We start from the raw sequence: 17931 nt of genomic DNA on the forward strand, positions 1-17931 counted from the left end.
AGCGCCTTCAGTTGACCGTCACGCCGACAGGCAGGATGCGGTCGTCGATGAACTGCGCCCACACGTAGTCATCGACACCGAGCGCATCGTGGTTGGCGGCGCTGAAAGGCGTCGCGTACTTCTTGATGAGCCCGTCGTAGCTTGCGATCTTGTAGAACCCCTGGCGCACGGCATCGCCGTCGGTCGACCCCGCCTGCGCGATGGCGAGCGCCGCGAGGTGCATGCCGTCATACGCGTTCGCCACGCCGACCGCAGGCGTGATGTCCCCTGGCCCCTTGATGGCCGGATACTTGGCCATCAACGACTTGATCACGCGCTCGCCCACTGGCGACTGCTTGCCGAAGAAGCTGTAGGTCTGCACGAAGTGCACGTCCTTCGCGCTCGGTCCGGCCAGCTCGGTGAAGCGGCCGCCCGCCGGGCCCCAGTGCGAGACCACCGGCACTTTCCAGCCCATGCGGTCCAGCGACTTCACCACCTGTGCCGATGGGCCAACGTTGGCCACGAGGAAGAGCGAATCGGCTCCCGCTGCCTTCAGGCGCGTGAGCTGGGGGACCATGTCGAGATCGTTGGCTTCGAACTTCTCGACACCAGCGACCGTGACGCCCTTCTCGGCCAGCGCGGCCTTCAGGCCCTTCTCGTTCGATTCGCCCCACGGGTTGTTCACGAGGATCATTCCCGGCTTGGCCGACTTGAAGGTCTTTTGCGCGTACTGCAGCATGGCCTTGTCGACCACTTCGTCGACGGCCGACACACGGAAGGCATAGTTGGGATTGGCGCCGTTCTTCGTGATCGGCGTGCCCGCGGCCCACGGCCCCATGAAGGGCACCTTCTCCTGGTTGACGAGCGGAACGATCGCCATCGAGACGGGCGTATCCAGGCCGCCGAAAAGCACCGCGACCTTCTCCTTGAAGATGAGCTCGCGCGCCGCGGTCACGCCCTTGGCCGGATTCGCCTCGTCGTCGCGACGCACGAGTTCCAGCTTGCGGCCACCGAGCAGGCCGCCCTTGGCATTGACCTCGTCGATCGCGAGTTGCAGACCCCGCGTGATCGCCTCGCCCGACAAGGCCGACTGCCCCGACAGGGCCGTGACCAGGCCGATCTTGATCGGATCCGCTGCCAGCGCGGTGCCGGTCAAGGTGGCGAAGGCCAGCGCGAATGCACTGGAAAGGACGGTGCGGCGTGCAAAAAGGGACATGGCGGTTCTCTCCGTGAATGGAAGCGCTGCGTGATGCAAGCGCCGTGCCAATGTCGCCAATGTCGCCAATTTCATGCGCACAGATTGCTGCACGTATTGTCAACAATTGGTCCGAAACTTGCAGACACGAAAGGCACATGCCCCATCTGGAGACCCTGCATGCCTGACGCCCGCTATCTCGGCCCCCTGCCCGCCCATGAGCGCTTCGACTACCTGCCCATTACCCGCCGTGCGGACCACGCCTGGCCAAACGGCGCCCGCCTGGCCGTCTACATCGGATTCAATCTTGAGCACTTCGCTTTCGGCGAAGGCATGGGCGCGTGCATCGGCCCGGCGGTGCCGCATCCCGATGTGCTGAATCACTCCTGGCGCGAATACGGCAACCGGGTGGGTGCGTGGCGCATGCTTGAACTGTTCGACAGCCTCGGCCTGCCTGCGGGCACGCTGTTGAATACGGCGCTCTACGACCACTGCCCCGAACTGGTCGCGGCCTGCGTCGCACGGGGCGACGAACTCATCGGGCACGGCCACAGCAATTCGGAGCGCCAGGCCGACATGGACGAAAAGAACGAAGGCGCCCTGCTGATCCGCTGCCGCGCCCGCATGATGGAGGAGAGCGGCGCAGCGCCGTCGGGTTGGCTTTCGCCCTGGATCTCCGAGAGCCGCAGCACGCCCGACCTGCTGGCCGAGGCAGGCTATGGCTACACCCTCAACTGGTGCCACGACGACCAGCCCGTGCCCATGCGCACCCGCAGCGGCCGCACACTGTGGTCGGTGCCCTACCCGCAGGAGCTCAACGACATTCCGATGATCATCGCGCGACAGATGGACGCGAAAGACTTCGCCCAGATGATCATCGACAACGCGGACGAGATGCTCGAGCAGTCGCGCCGGCAGCCACTGGTGATGGGTGTGGCGCTGCACCCGTACATCGTCGGCCAGCCCTACCGCCTGAGGCACCTGCGCCGCGCGCTGGAGCACCTCGCGGCCCTGCGCGATCGCGGGGAGGTCTGGTTCACCACGCCGGGCGCCATCTGCAGGCATGTGTCCGCGCCTGTGGCAAGCTAGCGGGCACGACGCCCGCGACCCGATTCTGCTTCCATGCCACGCTCCACAACCGCCCGCCTTCCCGCCGCCGACACGCCCCTGCGTCCGAGCGGCGCGCTGTCATCGGTGGACGAAGGCGACGACGTCGAATCGCGCATCTACCGGGCCGTGTTCGACAGCGTGATGAACCAGCGCCTGACGCCGGGCACCAAGCTGCCGGAGAGTTCGCTGTGCGAACTGTTCGGCGTGAGCCGCTCGGTGGTACGCAAGGTGCTGCAGCGGCTGGCGCACGACCATATCGTTCAGTTGCGGCCCAACCGGGGCGCGATCATCGCGGTGCCTTCGCCGGAGGAGACGCGCCAGATCTTCGAGGCACGGCGCGGCCTCGAGGCGATCATCGTCAACCTCGCCACGCAGAACGCGACTGCGCGCGACGTGGCGGAGCTGCGCCAGCAACTCAAGCAGGAACACGATGCGATGAACCGCTTCGATCAGCCGGCCTGGGCGCGACTGGCGAGCTCCTTTCATCTGGGGTTGGCGGCGCTGGCGCGCAATCCCATCCTGGAGCGTTACCTGGTCGAGATGGTGTCGCGCTGCTCCCTCATCGTGGCGCTGTACGAGCCGCCCGGCAACGCCGCGTGCGAGCACGAAGAGCACGAGCGCATCGTGGATTGCGTGGCGCGTGGCGACGCCGAGGGCGCGGTGCAACTCATGGACGAGCACCTGCGCGAGTTGGAGCGCAACGTGTCGGTGCAGCGTGCCGCGCCCGATCGCACGCTGGCCCATCTGCTCGGCATGGCCTGATCTGCGCGCGCGGGGAACCTCACCGTGCCGAACCGCCGCCCGACAGCCATCGCATCGGTCGCGCTGGCAGCGTTGCTGGCCGGCTCCGCTTGGGCGCTGCCGAGCTTCGATGAGGTGCGCCGCGACTTCCATCCGTCCGACACGCTGGTCGTCGACAGGGATGGCGAGCCCTTGCAGCGCGTGCGCACCGACACCACCGTGCGCCGCGGCCAGTGGGTCGCGCTGGCGGAAATATCGCCGGCCCTGCGCACCGCGATGGTGCTCAGCGAGGACAAGCGCTTCTACGAACACAGCGGCGTGGACTGGCGCGCCGTCTCGGCCGCAGCCTGGGGCAACGTGTGGAACACCCGCACGCGCGGCGCGTCGACCATCACGATGCAGCTCGCAGGCCTGCTCGATGACGACCTGCGGCGCGGCGGCGGCGGCCGCAGCCTCACGCAGAAACTCGGCCAGACAGTGGCGGCGCAGCAGCTGGAGCGGCGATGGCGCAAGGACCAGATCCTGGAGGCGTACCTCAATGCCGTGCCCTTCCGCGGCGAGATCGTCGGCATCGACGCGCTCTCGCGCACCCTGTTCGGCAAGGCGCCGCACGGGCTCGATGCGCGAGAAGCCGCCCTGGCCGCGGCATTGGTGCGCGCGCCCAACGCCGGGCCGGCACTCGTCGCGCAGCGCAGTTGCGAGCTGATGCGCGCGATGGAGCCCGCGAGCAAGCCGGACTGCGAGGCACTCGACATGTTCGCGAGCGCGGCCTTGCAGCGCCGCGGCTTCGCGGCCAGCGAAGGCATCGCGCCGCATCTGGCACGGCGGGCGTTGAAGGATGCGGGAGCCAACCCGGAGACGGTCCGCACGACACTGCGTGCGCCGCTGCAGCGCTTTGCGCTGGGCACCCTGCAGCGCCACCTGCGCGAGCTGCGCGGACGCAACGTGGAAGATGGCGCGCTGGTGGTGCTGGACAACGCCAGCGGCGAGGTGCTGGCCTGGATCGGATCGTCCGGCGACCTGAGCCGCGCGGCCGAAGTGGATGGGGTGCTCGCGCAACGGCAGCCGGGCTCCACCCTCAAGCCCTTCCTCTATGCGGAGGCCATCGCCGAACGTCGGCTGACGGCGGCGTCGCTGCTCGACGACTCGTCCGCCCAGATCAACACGGCCAGCGGTCTCTACATCCCGCAGAACTACGACCGCCAGTTCAAGGGCTACGTCTCGGTGCGCACGGCGCTCGCGGCCTCGCTCAACGTGCCGGCGGTTCGCACCCTGGTGATGGTGTCCCCCGAAGCCTTCGCGCGCCAGCTTCGTTCGGCCGGCATGCCGCTCGCCCAAAGCGGCGACTACTACGGCTACAGCCTCGCGCTGGGCAGCGCCGAGCTATCGCTTCTGGCATTGACGAACGGCTACCGGACCTTGGCGAACGGAGGCCGTTTCGGGGAGACGCGATTCATGTCCACGCAGCGCGCAGCCCGACGCGATGTCCCGGCCATCGAACCGCGCGCGGCGTTCATCGTCGGCGACATCCTGAGCGACACCAACGCCCGTGCGCGCACCTTCGGCCTCGACAGCGTGCTCGGCACCCGCTTCTGGACGGCCGTGAAGACCGGCACCAGCAAGGACATGCGAGACAACTGGGCCATCGGATGGTCACAGCGCTACACCGTCGGCGTATGGGTCGGCAATGCGAGCGGCGCGCCGATGTGGGACGTGAGCGGCACCAGCGGCGCGGCGCCCGTGTGGGCCGAGCTGATGGGCTATCTCCACAGGCGCGAGCCCAGCCGCGCGCCCGTGCCACCCGCGGGTCTCGTGCAGGTGCCCGTGCGCTTCGGCGACGGACTCGAGGCAGCGCGCCGCGAATGGTTCATCGCAGGCACCGAACAGGCGCTCTTCGAGCTCTCGCCCGAGGCATCGGCGACGGAAGCGGCGCCCCGCATCACGGCGCCATCGAACGGGACCATCATCGCGCTCGACCCCGACATCCCGCCCAACCACCAGCGTGTGCGCTTCGAGGCCGAGGGGCGCGGCGTGCAGTGGCGCATCGACGGCAACCCCTTCGCGCGCGGCAACAGCGCGCAATGGCTGCCATGGCCGGGTCGGCATCGGATCGAGCTGGTCGACGCGCGCGGCCAGGTGGTCGACGAAGTCAGGCTCGAGGTCCGCGGCGCAGGCGTGGTGTCAGGCGCGAAACGTTGAGCAGCGGCGTCGCGTCCGACGCTTGTCAGCAGGTGACGACGGCCGAAGCGGGGCGGTTGGCGTACGTCAAGGCCGCCCTGCGGCCCACGGCAGCGTTGGCTGCGCACTGCTGGGCCGTGGCCCTCGCGTCACATACAACTAACTCATGGAACAGCCGTATGGAGGCCCATGATGTTGATCAAGATGACGACCGTGCCGCAAGCGCAAGACCCCCATGTGGTGGTCGCCTGGATTCGAGCATGCATCTGGGCGAACGTCGAAGGCTGGCCATTCTGCAAGCTGAAGTAGGCGATCGGAAGACGCTGCAGATTCGGGAGATTCTGGATGCCGTTGGAATTTCTTCGACAGATCGCCAAGCAAGTGCTTCCCTGCACGGTCTATGCGCCGGCATGCATCGACAAGCTGCGGGTCTTGCAGGCTGCCGGCCTGGTCACCGCCGTGATTCCGCCGGTCGAGGAAATTCCGGGCGGCGGCAAGATTCACAGGCCCGCCCAAGTGCTCGCCATTACCGACAAGGGCGAAGACGCGCTGAGAGACGGGCAACCCTCCCCGCCCCCCGATCAGGACCCCGGGCGTGCCTCCCTCGCACGCCGCGCCTCATAGGCCTTGAGGTGCGCATAGGCCACGCGCAACAGCGACGAGTGCTTGCCATCCGCGCCGCGCCGCAACAGATCGCCGACGATATGGTCCGCCTCGATGGGCGCACCCCGCTCGATGTCCTTGAACATCGAGGCGGTCATCATCGAATCTGACGCGGTGAGGATCGCCCGGGCACGCTCCACGGCCGGCGCCCGCGGGGCGAAGCCGTTGTGCCTGGCGATGGCGACACACTCGTCCACCATACCGTTGGCGAGGTCCGCCGCGCCGCTGCGCACGATGTCGCCGACGGTGGCGCGCATCAGGCAGGTCATGCTGGCCGCCGATGCGATGAGCACCCACTTCTCCCACATGTCCTGAAGAATGTTGTCCGAAGCCACGCCATCGAAGCGCGCCTTGGCGAACGCCGCATCCAGCGCCAGCATGCGCTGCGAGCGCGAACCGTCGAGTTCGCCATAGGTCAGGCCATGAACGTCACTGAGATGAAGCACCGTGCCCGCATCGTCCAGCACCGCGGAGATCATGCCCAGGCCACCCAGCACGTGCTCGCGGCCGAAACGCTTGGCGAGATCATCGAGGTGGCGCATGCCATTGAGCATGGGAAGGATCGCCGTGTTCGGCCCGACCGCGGGCGCGAACGAGTTCATCGTCTCGGCGAGGTCATAGGCCTTGCAGCCGACGATCACGACGTCGCACGGACCGTCGATCCCGTCCGCCTGCACCGTGGGTGGCGACGGCGAGGTGAAGTCGCCGCGCGGACTCTTGATCACCAGGCCCGTCTTCGCGAGCTGCGCCGAGCGACGAGGCCGCACCAGAAAGGTCACGTCCTCACCCGCCTCCAGCAGCCGGCCGCCGAAATATCCGCCCAGCGCACCCGCGCCTACAACCAGGAATCGCATGTGACTTTCTCTCCGGATGATGGACCGGCGATTCTGCGCCGATGCGCGGAAGCGTGCAGGCCGTTGCGGGCGCCCGGCGTCAACCGGACCGCATCGAGCCGCCTATCCGATCTCGACGACGAAGACCGTGAGCACGGTCACGAGGGTGATGTGAAGCAGGAATTCGATGCGCTTCTCGCGAGGCGCCAGGGCGAGCGTGACGCCCGTCACCACCAGCGTCAGCGAGCCAAACATCAGTTCAAAAGAATTCTCCACCGCGGCGCGGTCCTTTCAGCGGGCGATTCGCAGCCAGCTTGCGCTGGCTGCAATTGCAATAACTACCTGGCGTAGTAGGTCTGGATGTTGCGCCGATAACGGTCCGGCGATTCCACCCACATGATGCTCGAAGCGAATGGCGCGTCCGCGAAGCTCAATTCAGCGCCGACCGTGCCGGCGGCCGTCGGCAGCACCGACAGTTCGACCGCGTCGACGGGCGCGAAGGCGGCATCCTGGCGCCGCATCTGCACGTACGCCTGGCTCAGCGGATAGATGTTGCTCGCCGAGAAGGGCAGCCTTCCGGATGCGAAGCTGTTGAACGCCGCCACCGTGGCCGGTGCAATCACGGGGAACACGCCGTTGCCCGCAGCTTCGGCCATCGTCAACGGGCGGCGCTGGATCTTCATGCGGAAGACGCCGTCGGCATTCGAACTCGGCGACACCAGTTTGGTGCCTGCGTTGTCGTAGGCCGCGAGCGCGTAGACCGCGTCGTCCGGGATCGCCGCGATGGCCGCATCGCTGAGCGCGGATGGCGCGTCGCCGGTGCAGTTCGAAGCCATGACGTACGTTTCCTGGCCGGCGCCGACGATCATCCACCGTCCGCCCAGTGCGGGCGCTTCGTAGCGCAGGCCACCGGCCGGCAGTCCGGGGCCAGTCACCAGGATGTACTTGATGACGCCGCCGTTGTTGCCGCTGTTGTGGTCCTCGATGTTGAACTCGATGCCGGTCTTCACGCAGGTGCCGGAGCCCGGCATGCCGTGGTGGATCGAGGTGGTCGCGAACCAGTCGAGGTCGAGGCTGCGCTGGTCGCCATGCAGGCGCCAGATGCCGTCCGTGAGGCTCTTGCGAATCAGCCAGTCCTCGACGCGGCCCAGTTCGATGCCCTGCGGCGTCTTGGGCGTGAACGACACGCGCGCGGTGACGCCGTTGACGTTGTTGTAGTTGATCTGGTTGATCTCGACGTCGGCGAAAGAGACGCCGATGAAATCCGAAGCCTGTGTGAGTTCGGCAATCCAGGTGGCGCGGTTCTTGTCGTTCCACATGAAGCCGCTGGTCATCAGCGGCGTCAGGTCTCCCGAGGCGGGCAGGCCGTCGGCGAACTTGCCGGCGAAGTCCGTCAGCACCTTCTTCACGAGCGCCTGGTCCGAGACGCCGGAGGCTACGTTGTCGCCGCTCAGCGCGGCGGGTGAAGGTTCGGCCGCAGCCGGTTTCGCCAGGTCGTCGACCACGGTCACCGTGTTCAGGATGTTGGAGATGGTCGCGGTATTGGCGGCCGTGTCGTACTGCACGCGGATCACGTCGAGCGCCTTGTCGATCGGGTCGGCCAACGGAGTGAACGTGCCGTGCAGCAGGTCGATCGCGGCGTCCACGCCCAACGCGGTGAGCACAGGCAGGAGCTTTTCCTTCAACTTGCTGACCTCGGCATCGACCAGCGCCTTGCTGGCCAGGCTGGCATTGCTGCCCTGGTCGAACTTGTCGAAGTAGTTCGCAGCGATCTGGCCGGCGATGTTCGAGACGATAAGGTTGGTCAACTGCGTGATGTTGATCGTGCCGTCGATGTCGGCCTGCGTGGCGAGCGAGTGGACCGTGACGGTCATGCCGTTGACCACGCCCTGCGCGCGAAAGACAAATGGCGCCGTCATGCCACTGACGTCGACCTTGTACGCGCCGTTGGTGCCGATCGGGCTCGTCCGGGTGGCGCCGAGCGCGTCCTTCACGGTGACGCTGCCCACCAGGGGAGCGCCCACCGCCGCTACGCCGGAGATCTGCGCGCCGTAAACCGCAACGCCTCCGGCGGCGCCGTCGGTCGAGCCGGTGCCGGTTCCCGTGCCGGTGCCGGTTCCCGTGCTGGTCCCTTCGCCGGCGCCAGCGCCGGTTCCCACGAAGCCGCCGCTGCCACCGCCGCCGCAAGCGGCCAACGATGCCGCCAGCGCCAGGGCGGCGTACTTGAATCTCCAATGCGTTGCTGTTTTCTTCATCGAATCCTGTCCAGTTGCCAAAGTTCTTGTGCTCGATCGACCTGCCCCATCACGGGGCACCTTCGACGCCCCCCGGACGCTACCGGCCGCCCTGCGCACGGACATCCGCAGTTCATGGGGTGTCCCCCGTGCATAAGTCACGATCGATCGTGCGAACATCCGGGGCGTCACCTTTGGAGTTGTTCCTTGCCGGATCCGAACCCTCAAGCCCCTGTCAGCGTTGCCCTCGTCGAGGACGATCCGGGCATGCGCGAGCGCTTCGAGCGAGCGATCGCGGCCGAGCCGAGCCTGCGCCTGGCCTTCGGCGCATCTACGGCGGCCGAGTTGCTCGGGTGGTTCGCCAACAATCCCGTGGACGTCCTGCTGGTCGACCTGGGGCTGCCGGATTGCTCCGGCCTGGAAGTGATCCGGCGCTGCCGCGACCTGCAACCCGGCTGCGCCATGATGGTTCTGACGATCTTCGGCGACGAGGTGAACATGCTCCGGGCGTTCGAGGCCGGTGCCGGGGGCTACCTGCTCAAGGACGGAACCGAAGCCGACCTGGCCGCGCACGTGCTGAGCCTGCATGCGGGCGGATCCCCCATGTCGCCGATCATCGCGCGGCAGTTGCTCGTGCAATGGCAGGCGCGCCCCGAGTCGACGATGGCGGAGGCAGTACCCGGCAGGGAAGCCCTGTCACCGCGCGAGACCGAGGTGCTGGCGCTGGTCGCGCGCGGGTTCACCTACGCGGAGACGGCTCAACGCATGGGCATCCTGCTCTCCACCGTTCAAAGCCACGTGCGCAACATCTACGCGAAGCTGGACGTGCACAACAAGACCGAAGCCGTGTTCGAGGCGCGGCAGCTCGGGTTGCTGCGCTAGTGCGGGCGGGCAGGTTCTTCGGCAGCTCGGCTCGGCCGACAGAGTGCGTGCGCTGGGTCCTCACGTTGCTGTGGGCGGTCGCTGCACTCTGCTGCTTCGCGCCGGCTTACGCGGCGAGCGAGTCCGGGATCGTCATGATCGACAAGGCCCACGCCCTGCTGGAGCCCGAGGGCGAGCCACCCCGCGAAGGCGAGGTCGACCTCGCCCGCCGCTGGGATCGCGAGTTTCCCGGCCGGGGGGGTCGCGCGACCTACCGCATCGCGTTGCCGCCACGGGTCGGTATGGAACCGATGGCCTTGCTGTTCTCTCGGGTTGGCAACCAGGTGCACGTGCTGCTCAACGACAGCACCGTCCAGCGCTGGGGCGAGCTGGGCGATCCGCTGTTCGACGCCACCAAGACCGTTCGCATGGTGACCCTGCCGGCGGCCCTGCTGCATGCCGATCGCCCCAATGAACTGCTTGTCGAGGTCACGGTCCAGGCGCAGCGCCTGGGCGGTCTCTCGGTCGTGCGGTATGGCGCGGTCTCGCCGATCGAGGACCTCTACACCCGGCAGATCCTGTGGCGCGACCTCGCCATGCTGGTCTTCGCCGCCGGTCTGGTCGGCATGGGCGCACTCACCGCCGTGCTGTGGTGGCGGCAGCGCGACCCCTTCTACGGATGGTTCAGCATCGCCGCGCTGCTGGGCGTCGTGCGCGTCATCGACCGGGCCTGGCCTGACGTCCCCGTGCCATGGCCGCTGTGGGGCGCCATCGCGGCGATCTGCTACACGGCCCACGTGGCGCTGATGTGCCGGTTCGCGCTGATCGCGGTCGGTTCGATTTCCCGCGGCATGAGCCGCGCGATCGACGGCGTGATCGTGGCGGTCTCGGTGCTCGACGCCCTCGCATTCGCACTGGGCATGCCGCTGCTCATGACGATCGGGTTCACCTTCATTCCGGTCCTCGGACTGGCGACGCTGGCGATGGTGATGCGCGAAGCCTTCCTCAGCCGCAGCGCGAAGGCATGGGTACTGGCCGTGGCGATTGCCGGCGCACTCGCCGCAGGCACGCACGACGTGGTCATGATCCGAGTCGCCGGTGCGAGCGGCCTCTACAACACGTACATCCAGCACGGGATGTTCGTCTTCGTGCTCGTCATGATGTGGTTCGTCGCCGAGCGCTACAACCGCTCGGTCGCGAGCTTCCAGGCACTCAATGCAGACCTCTCGCGCCGGGTGGAGGAACGCGAGCGCCAATTGCACCAGGCCTTCGATTCGCTGCGGGAGCAGCAGCACCGCCAGTCGGTCTCGATCGAGCGGCAGCGGATCATGCGCGAGATCCACGACGGCGTCGGCTCGCAGCTCGTGGGCTTGCTGAACATGGTGACTCGCAAGGGCGCGGACCCGGCGGCGCTGAAGGAGCAAGTCCAGATGGCGCTCGACGAAATGCGCATGGCGGTCGACTCGCTGCAACCCGCGCACGACGACCTCGCCACCTTGCTGGCGACGCTGCGCTATCGCCTGCAGCCGCGCCTGCAGGCGGCGGGCATCGAGGTCGTCTGGGATGTCGCCGAACTGCCGGAACTCAGGCAGCTCTCGCCCCCGGTCGTGCTGCATGTACAGCGGATCCTGCTGGAAGCCTTTACCAACGTGATGAAGCACGCGCGCGCCTCGCAGGTGGAGGTGCAGGTTCGCTGGCGCGACGAAGCCGCGCCGCGCGTGATGCTGCGCATCACCGACAACGGCATCGGGTTTCCCGCAGATGCGCGAGCACGGGAGGCGCAGGCGCATGGCCGCGGCCTGGACAACATGCGTGCACGCGCCACGGCCATCGGCGCCAGCTTCGACGTGCAGCAATCGCCGGGCGGCGGGGTGAGCATCGCGCTGGAATGGCAGGTCGAGCGTGCCCCGCCCTCCTCCGGCTTCCATGACAATCCGGGGCATGGCTGAATCGTTCGACACTCGTCCCGTGCTGATCGCCGGCGGCGGCATCGGGGGCATCGCCCTCGCACTCACCTTGCACCAGATCGGCGTGCCCTGCGTCGTCTACGAAGCGGTGCCCGACCTGCAACCCCTGGGCGTGGGCATCAACCTGCAGCCGAACGCCGTGCGCGAGCTGTACGACCTCGGCTTCGACGACAAGGTCCTGGGCACCATCGGCATCCAGGCGCGCGAGTGGGCGCTGGTGGGTCGCAACGGCAACGACATCTACGCAGAGCCGCGCGGCCTGCTCGCCGGCTACCGTTGGCCACAGTACTCGGTGCACCGCGGCCAGTTGCAGATGATGCTGTTCCGGGCGGCGCTCGAGCGGCTCGGCTCCGGCGCCATTCGCCTCGGCCACCGGGTCACGGGCTACCGCAATGGCGCCGACGGCGTCACCGCCCTCGTCGAGACGCGCGACGGCCGGCGCAGCGAAGTCGAAGGCCGCCTGCTGGTGGCGGCCGACGGCCTGCATTCGGCGGTGCGGGCACAGATGTACCCCGCGCAGCCCCCCATCCAGTGGGGCGGGGCCATCATGTGGCGCGGCACGACGCCGGGCATGCCCATTCGCAGCGGTGCGTCCTTCGTCGGCGTGGGGTCCTTGCGACACCGGGTGGTGCTCTACCCGATCTCCCCACCCGATCCGGCCACCGGCCTGGCGACCATCAACTGGATCGCCGAGATCACCGTGGACAACGCCAAGGGCTGGACCCAGGGCGACTGGAACCGCCGCGTGGGCCTCGACGAGTTCATCCACCACTTCGAGGGTTGGGACTACGGCTGGCTCGACGTGCCCGCGATGCTGCGCGGCGCGAAGGAGATCTTCGAGTACCCCATGATCGACCGCGACCCCGTGCCCAGCTGGGTGGACGGCGGCGTGGCGCTGCTGGGCGATGCGGCGCACGTGATGTACCCGGTGGGCTCCAACGGCGCGAGCCAGGCCATCGTCGATGCGCGGGTGCTGGGCGCCGCGATGGTGGAGCACGGCGTGGGCCGCGCGGCTCTGCAGGCCTACGACGGCAAGCTGTGCGCCGACATCTCGGCGCTGGTGCTCCGCAACCGCGGATCGGGCCCGTTCGGCATCCTGGGCCTGGTCGACGAGCGCTGCGGCGGAGTCTTCGACGACATCGATCAGGTCATTCCCGCTGCCGAGCGCGAGGCCTTCATGGCACGCTACAAGGCCGCCGCGGGCTTCGCCATCGAAACGCTCAACGCGGCGCCGCCGACGATCGCAGCCGGGGCGCGGGTGCGCGGGTCGTGATGTCTACCCCGGTCGTTCATTCCAGGAGTTCATCCATGTCATCCAGTCCGATCGCCGCCTGGCATCAGCTCGTCAACGAACGCAATGTGGGCGGGCTCGACACGCTGCTTGCGGACAATGCCGTCTTCCTTTCGCCGGTGGTGCACACGCCGCAAGTCGGCAAGGCCATCACCAAGGCGTATCTCGCGGCTGCGTTCCAGGTCTTCTTCAACCCGTCGTTCCGCTATGTCCGGGAACTCACCGGCGATCGGGACGCGGTGCTGGAGTTCGAGGTCGAGATGGAAGGCATCAAGGTCAACGGCGTCGACATGATGAAGTGGAACGACGAAGGCAGGATCACCGAGTTCAAGGTGATGCTGCGTCCGTTGAAAGCGGTCAACCTGATCCATCAGAAGATGGCCGCGATGCTGCAGGCGAACCAGTAGGACTCGCCCCGCGAGGCCTCTGGCGCTCGTCATCCCCCCAACGGAGGTCGCGTCCGTCGCAGCGGCCGGATACCGTGGCGTTGTGCCGCTGCGGAATTTCCGCCCGCGGAGAAAGGGGGGCGCCATGCGTTCATTCAAGCTGATAGCAACAGCGTCTGTCGTGTGTCTTGCATTCGCCGTTTCCGGATGTCACGAGCACAGCAGGCAGTCACTGGCGAGGACGCAGGTCAAAGTCAATACGACCGCCGACCCGCTGGACCTCTACATCGGCGACAAGTTCTCGGACGAGCAAAGGGCATTGGCGTCGAAGCCCCAAACCGAGCTGGACGCGCCTTCCTTCTAGAAAGACGCGGTTCGGAGGATGCATTGGCCGCGGTTCGTGGCAGCATGGGGGTCTTGCGATCCCATGAGGAACAGCACCATGACCCCTGGCCCCATGCATGCCGCGATCTTCTGTGCCGCCCTGGCGCCATGCGCCATCGCGTTCGCCCAGCAGGACCTTGCCGCGGCGGAACAAAACTACCAGCGCGCCCTGGCGTATTGCAACAACGGCTCCTTGCCGCGTCCTGAGCGCGATGCCTGTGTGCGCGATGCGGGCAACGCCTTGGACCGGGCCCGCGGCGGGGCTCCTACCGGCGAGGAGGACGTGACCTCGCCCGGCGGCCGCGCAACGGTTGTCATCCCGGACGGCTCGCCGCTGCCCCTGAGCGACTCGACCACCGTCACCTCACCCGATGGTCGCTCGACGATCGTGCTGCCGGCCGGGGGCTCCCGGCCCTTGCCCAATCAGTAGGTCTTGTAGGGCAGGAACTTGCCCGAAAGCACCACGTTCACCCGGTCGCCTTTCGGGTCGGCCTGCCGCTGGATGTCCATGCTGAAGTCGATCGCGCTCATGATGCCGTCACCGAATTCCTCGTGGATCAGTTCCTTGATGGTGGTGCCGTACACGCTCACCACTTCATACCAGCGGTAGATCAGCGGGTCCGTCGGCACGGTCGTCGGTAGCGAGCCCTTGTACGGGACGACCTGCAGCCACTTCTGCTCCTCGGCGGTGAGGCCGAAGATCTTGCCGATGATCTTGGCCTGGGCGGCGTCGAGCGTCATCTGGCCAAGGCAGGCCGCGGTGGTCCACTCCTTCGAGAGCCCCACCTTCCTGGCCACGTCGGCCCATTGGATGCCTTTGGCCACCTTCACGGTGATGATCTTCTCGGTGACGTCGTTTCGGTTCATGCGGATGCTCCTGCTCGCGTTGGTCGTGTGAGGGGTAGGGATGGATGCGTCACGTGGCCTTGCCCCGCGTGCACTCCTTCGGCAGCGGATTGACCAAGGTCCCGGCGAAGCGGCCCAAGCGGTAGCCGGCCGCAGTCTCGGCGCCGTTGCTCTCCATGCACCCAACGCAAGCAACACCCGTGCCGCCGCCGCGATGCGTTGATGCGTTCTACTTCACGACCATCAGCGTGAACGGCCACACATAGGCCTGCAGCGTCACGAGGATGCCCACCAGGCTGGCCAGCGCGATCGAGTGGAAGAACACGTACCGCAGGATGTCGCCCTCGTGGTTGAACCAGCGCGTTGCGGTCGATGCGACGACGATGGACTGCGCGTCGATCATCTTGCCCATCACGCCGCCGGAGCTGTTGGCCGCCCCCATCAGGTTGGGCGACAGTCCGAGTTGCTCGGCCGCGACCCGCTGCATGCCGCCGAAGAGCACGTTCGATGCGGTGTCCGATCCGGTCAGCGCCACGCCAAGCCAGCCCATCAGCGTGCCAAAGAAGGGATAGAGCACGCCGGTATTGGCGAAGGCGAGGCCCAGCGTGCTGTCGAGCCCGGAATAGCGCGTGAGCGTGCCCAGCGCGAGCATGAGCGCGATGGTGAGCAGCGAGTACTTCACGAGGTTGAGCGTGCGGCCATACGCAGCGACCAGCTGGCCGACGCTGTACTTGGCGACCAGCCCGCCGACGATGGCCGACAGCAGGATGCCCGTGCCCGTCGCCGATAGCAGCGTGAAGGCGTAGATCGCGCCCTCCTTGGTGGGCTGCGGCACGATCGGCGGCACCTTCTCGACAACGTTGTGTAGTCCCGCGATGGGGAAGTTAGGCGCGAACAGTCCATTGAGCCATGCCTTCACCGGTGGCAGGCCCCAGATGAAGACGAACACGGTCATGATGGCCCATGGCGTCCAGGCACGGATCAGTTCTTCGCGCGAATGCTGCGTCGGCTTCGCGGTCGACGCGGCCGACGGCGCGCCGCCGTCCTGTTCGTGCCCCTTGAGCGAGACCGAGCGCCAGATGGTGGCCGGCCGCCACACACGCAGGAAGAGGATCAGCGAGACCATCGAGACAATGGCCGCGATGATGTCCACCAGTTCAGGGCCGATGAAATTGGAGACGAGGTACTGGGGTAGCGCGAACGACACCCCCGTCACGAGAATCGCGGGCCAGACCTCCATCATCGCCTTGCGCCCCGCGAAGGCCCAGATGAGCCAGAAAGGCACCAGCAGCGAGAAGAAGGGCAACTGGCGCCCGATCATCGCCGTGACGTCCATCAAGTCATAGCCATGCACCTTGGCCAGCGTGATGACCGGCGTGCCCAGCGCTCCGAAGGCGACCGGCGCGGTGTTGGCGATCAGCGAAAGCCCCGACGCCGCGAGCGGAGAGAAGCCGAGGCCGATCAGGATCGCGGCTGTCACGGCCACTGGCGTGCCAAAGCCGGCCGCCCCCTCGAAGAAGGCGCCGAAGGCGAAGGCGATCAGCAGCAACTGCAGGCGCCTGTCTTCCGTGATGCCCGAGAGCGAATCCTGCAGCACCTTGAAGCTGCCGTTCTGTTCGGCCAGTTGCTGCAGAAAGATGATGTTGAGCACGATCCAGCCGATGGGCAGAACGCCCGTCAGGCCGCCGAGGAAAGCTGCGCGACCCGCGAGGCCTGCCGGCATGCCGAACGCAACGATCGCGATCAGCAGCGCACTGAGCAGGCCGAGCCCCGCTGCCAGATGCGCCTTCATGTGCAGGAAGCCGAGACACACGAGCATCACGACGACGGGAATCGCTGCCAGCGCCGTCGAAACCACCATGCTGCCAAATGGGTCGTAGACCTGTTGCCAACTCATGGATATCACCTCTTTTTCTGTATGAAGTTGTAGGAGGAATAGCCTGCCGATAATAGGCACCACGCAACGAACAGACAACCAAGGAGCCTCTCCCCGTGCCAGACCTCTCCAAGATCACGAGCATCGAAGACCTGCGAGTCATCGCCAAGCGTCGCGTACCCCGCATGTTCTACGACTACGCGGACTCGGGGGCCTGGACCGAAGGGACCTATCGCGCCAATGAGAGCGACTTCCAGAAGATCAAGTTGCGCCAGCGCGTCGCCGTCAACATGGAAGGCCGCTCGACTCGCACCACCATGATCGGCCAGGAGGTCGCGATGCCCGTGGCCATCGCGCCCACGGGCATGACCGGCATGCAGCATGCCGATGGCGAGATCCTCGGTGCGCGCGCGGCCAAGGCCTTCGGCATTCCGTTCACGCTCTCGACCATGAGCATCTGCTCGCTGGAGGACATTGCCGAGGCCACGGACCGCCATCCCTTCTGGTTCCAGCTCTACGTGATGCGGGATCGCGATTTCATCGAAAGGCTCATCGAACGTGCGCGCGCAGCCAACGTGTCCGCCCTGCAGCTCACGCTGGATCTGCAGATCCTCGGACAGCGCCACAAGGACATCAAGAACGGCCTCACCGCACCGCCCAAGCCGACGATCAAGAACCTGATCAACCTCGCCACCAAGCCGCGCTGGTGCATGGGCATGCTGGGCACCAAGCGCCGCACCTTCGGCAACATCGCGGGACATGCCAAGGATGTGAAAGACCTGTCTTCGCTCTCGTCATGGACCGCCGAGCAGTTCGACCCGACGCTGAGCTGGGCCGACGTCGAATGGATCAAGAAGCTCTGGGGCGGGAAGCTGATCCTCAAGGGCATCATGGATGTCGAGGATGCACGCTTCGCAGCGGCCAGCGGCGCCGATGCGCTGATCGTCTCCAACCATGGCGGTCGGCAGCTCGATGGCGCGCCTTCCTCCATCGCAGCGCTGCCGGCCATCGCCGAGGCAGTGGGCACCGAGATCGAAGTCTGGATGGACGGAGGCATCCGCAGCGGCCAGGACGTGCTCAAAGCCCGCGCGCTGGGCGCCCACGGCACGATGATCGGCCGCAGCTTCCTCTATGCGCTGGGTGCATTTGGCGAGGCCGGTGTGACGCGCGCGCTGCAGATCATCCACAAGGAGCTCGACATCACGATGGCCTTCTGCGGCCGCACGAGCATCGACGAGGTCGATTCGAGCATCCTGCTGCCGGGTACTTTCTGAGCGCCCAGTGAGCGCTTTCTGATCTTTCCCTGAGCATCCCGCGCGCATGTCGCGGCGCCGGCTGACACCGCCGGCGCCCGCCTTGCGGCAGCATGTCTGGCGCCCCTACAACA

17 protein-coding genes are annotated in these 17931 nt (G+C 66.9%); 11 read left to right on the forward strand and 6 right to left on the reverse strand.

The features are described from left to right. Nucleotides 1-7: 7 nt before the first annotated feature. A complete protein-coding gene (locus QTH97_RS07740; protein ID WP_286567510.1) occupies nt 8-1195 on the reverse strand; it encodes an ABC transporter substrate-binding protein in 1188 nt (395 codons plus the stop codon). 159 nt (nt 1196-1354) lie between these two features. Here QTH97_RS07740 and QTH97_RS07745 point away from each other — a divergent pair, with 159 nt between their 5' ends. From QTH97_RS07745 to QTH97_RS07760, 4 genes are all read left to right on the forward strand, one after another. Beyond that, the gene (locus tag QTH97_RS07745; RefSeq protein WP_286567511.1) at nt 1355-2263 is read left to right on the forward strand and encodes a polysaccharide deacetylase family protein; all 909 of its coding nucleotides are present in this window, start codon (nt 1355-1357) and stop codon (nt 2261-2263) included. A gap of 33 nt (nt 2264-2296) precedes the next feature. After that, a complete protein-coding gene (locus QTH97_RS07750; protein ID WP_286567512.1) occupies nt 2297-3046 on the forward strand; it encodes a GntR family transcriptional regulator in 750 nt (249 codons plus the stop codon). A 24-nt stretch (nt 3047-3070) separates the two neighbouring features. Further along, on the forward strand, nt 3071-5224 hold the full coding sequence (gene pbpC, locus QTH97_RS07755; RefSeq protein ID WP_444813395.1) for a penicillin-binding protein 1C: 2154 nt from the start codon (nt 3071-3073) through the stop codon (nt 5222-5224). A gap of 324 nt (nt 5225-5548) precedes the next feature. Beyond that, entirely contained in the window at nt 5549-5827 is a 279-nt protein-coding gene (locus QTH97_RS07760; RefSeq protein ID WP_286567513.1) for a hypothetical protein, read from the forward strand. Here QTH97_RS07760 and panE read toward each other — a convergent pair. The 3 genes from panE to QTH97_RS07775 all read right to left on the reverse strand — a co-directional run bounded on the left by panE (nt 5785) and on the right by QTH97_RS07775 (nt 8954). Next, nucleotides 5785-6720, reverse strand: a complete 936-nt coding sequence (gene panE, locus QTH97_RS07765) for a 2-dehydropantoate 2-reductase (RefSeq protein ID WP_286567514.1) — start codon at nt 6718-6720, stop codon at nt 5785-5787. The genes QTH97_RS07760 and panE overlap by 43 nt on opposite strands. A gap of 102 nt (nt 6721-6822) precedes the next feature. Beyond that, nucleotides 6823-6954: a hypothetical protein gene (locus QTH97_RS07770; protein WP_286567515.1), complete on the reverse strand. Its 132-nt coding sequence runs from the start codon at nt 6952-6954 to the stop codon at nt 6823-6825. 83 nt (nt 6955-7037) lie between these two features. Then, a complete protein-coding gene (locus QTH97_RS07775) occupies nt 7038-8954 on the reverse strand; it encodes a hypothetical protein (protein ID WP_286567516.1) in 1917 nt (638 codons plus the stop codon). 246 nt (nt 8955-9200) lie between these two features. Between QTH97_RS07775 and QTH97_RS07780 the strand changes: the two genes are divergently transcribed. From QTH97_RS07780 to QTH97_RS07805, 6 genes are all read left to right on the forward strand, one after another. Further along, nucleotides 9201-9815: a response regulator gene (locus tag QTH97_RS07780; RefSeq protein ID WP_444813403.1), complete on the forward strand. Its 615-nt coding sequence runs from the start codon at nt 9201-9203 to the stop codon at nt 9813-9815. Nucleotides 9816-9862: 47 nt separating this feature from the next. Continuing rightward, nucleotides 9863-11743, forward strand: a complete 1881-nt coding sequence (locus QTH97_RS07785; protein WP_286567518.1) for a sensor histidine kinase — start codon at nt 9863-9865, stop codon at nt 11741-11743. Continuing rightward, nucleotides 11736-13034, forward strand: coding sequence for a flavin-dependent oxidoreductase (locus tag QTH97_RS07790; RefSeq protein WP_286567520.1), 1299 nt, complete (start codon nt 11736-11738; stop codon nt 13032-13034). The genes QTH97_RS07785 and QTH97_RS07790 overlap by 8 nt, the downstream gene beginning before the upstream one ends. A 35-nt stretch (nt 13035-13069) precedes the next feature. Then, nucleotides 13070-13459 carry a nuclear transport factor 2 family protein gene (locus QTH97_RS07795; RefSeq protein ID WP_286567521.1) on the forward strand — a complete coding sequence of 130 codons (390 nt, stop codon included), beginning with the start codon at nt 13070-13072 and terminating at the stop codon, nt 13457-13459. 124 nt (nt 13460-13583) lie between these two features. After that, nucleotides 13584-13802, forward strand: coding sequence for a hypothetical protein (locus QTH97_RS07800; RefSeq protein ID WP_286567522.1), 219 nt, complete (start codon nt 13584-13586; stop codon nt 13800-13802). A 78-nt stretch (nt 13803-13880) separates the two neighbouring features. Further along, nucleotides 13881-14252: a hypothetical protein gene (locus tag QTH97_RS07805; RefSeq protein ID WP_286567523.1), complete on the forward strand. Its 372-nt coding sequence runs from the start codon at nt 13881-13883 to the stop codon at nt 14250-14252. Here the strand turns inward: QTH97_RS07805 and cynS are convergent. Together cynS and QTH97_RS07815 are read right to left on the reverse strand one after the other, a co-directional pair. Next, nucleotides 14246-14689 (reverse strand): cyanase, encoded by a 444-nt coding sequence (gene cynS / locus QTH97_RS07810; protein WP_286567524.1) that lies wholly within the window; start codon nt 14687-14689, stop codon nt 14246-14248. The genes QTH97_RS07805 and cynS overlap by 7 nt on opposite strands. A 208-nt stretch (nt 14690-14897) precedes the next feature. Then, on the reverse strand, nt 14898-16565 hold the full coding sequence (locus QTH97_RS07815) for an L-lactate permease (RefSeq protein ID WP_286567525.1): 1668 nt from the start codon (nt 16563-16565) through the stop codon (nt 14898-14900). A gap of 95 nt (nt 16566-16660) precedes the next feature. Between QTH97_RS07815 and QTH97_RS07820 the strand changes: the two genes are divergently transcribed. After that, entirely contained in the window at nt 16661-17818 is a 1158-nt protein-coding gene (locus QTH97_RS07820; protein WP_286567526.1) for an alpha-hydroxy acid oxidase, read from the forward strand. Nucleotides 17819-17931 lie beyond the last annotated feature (113 nt).

Source organism: Variovorax gracilis, assembly GCF_030317115.1.
GTDB classification, from domain to species: domain Bacteria; phylum Pseudomonadota; class Gammaproteobacteria; order Burkholderiales; family Burkholderiaceae_C; genus Variovorax; species Variovorax gracilis.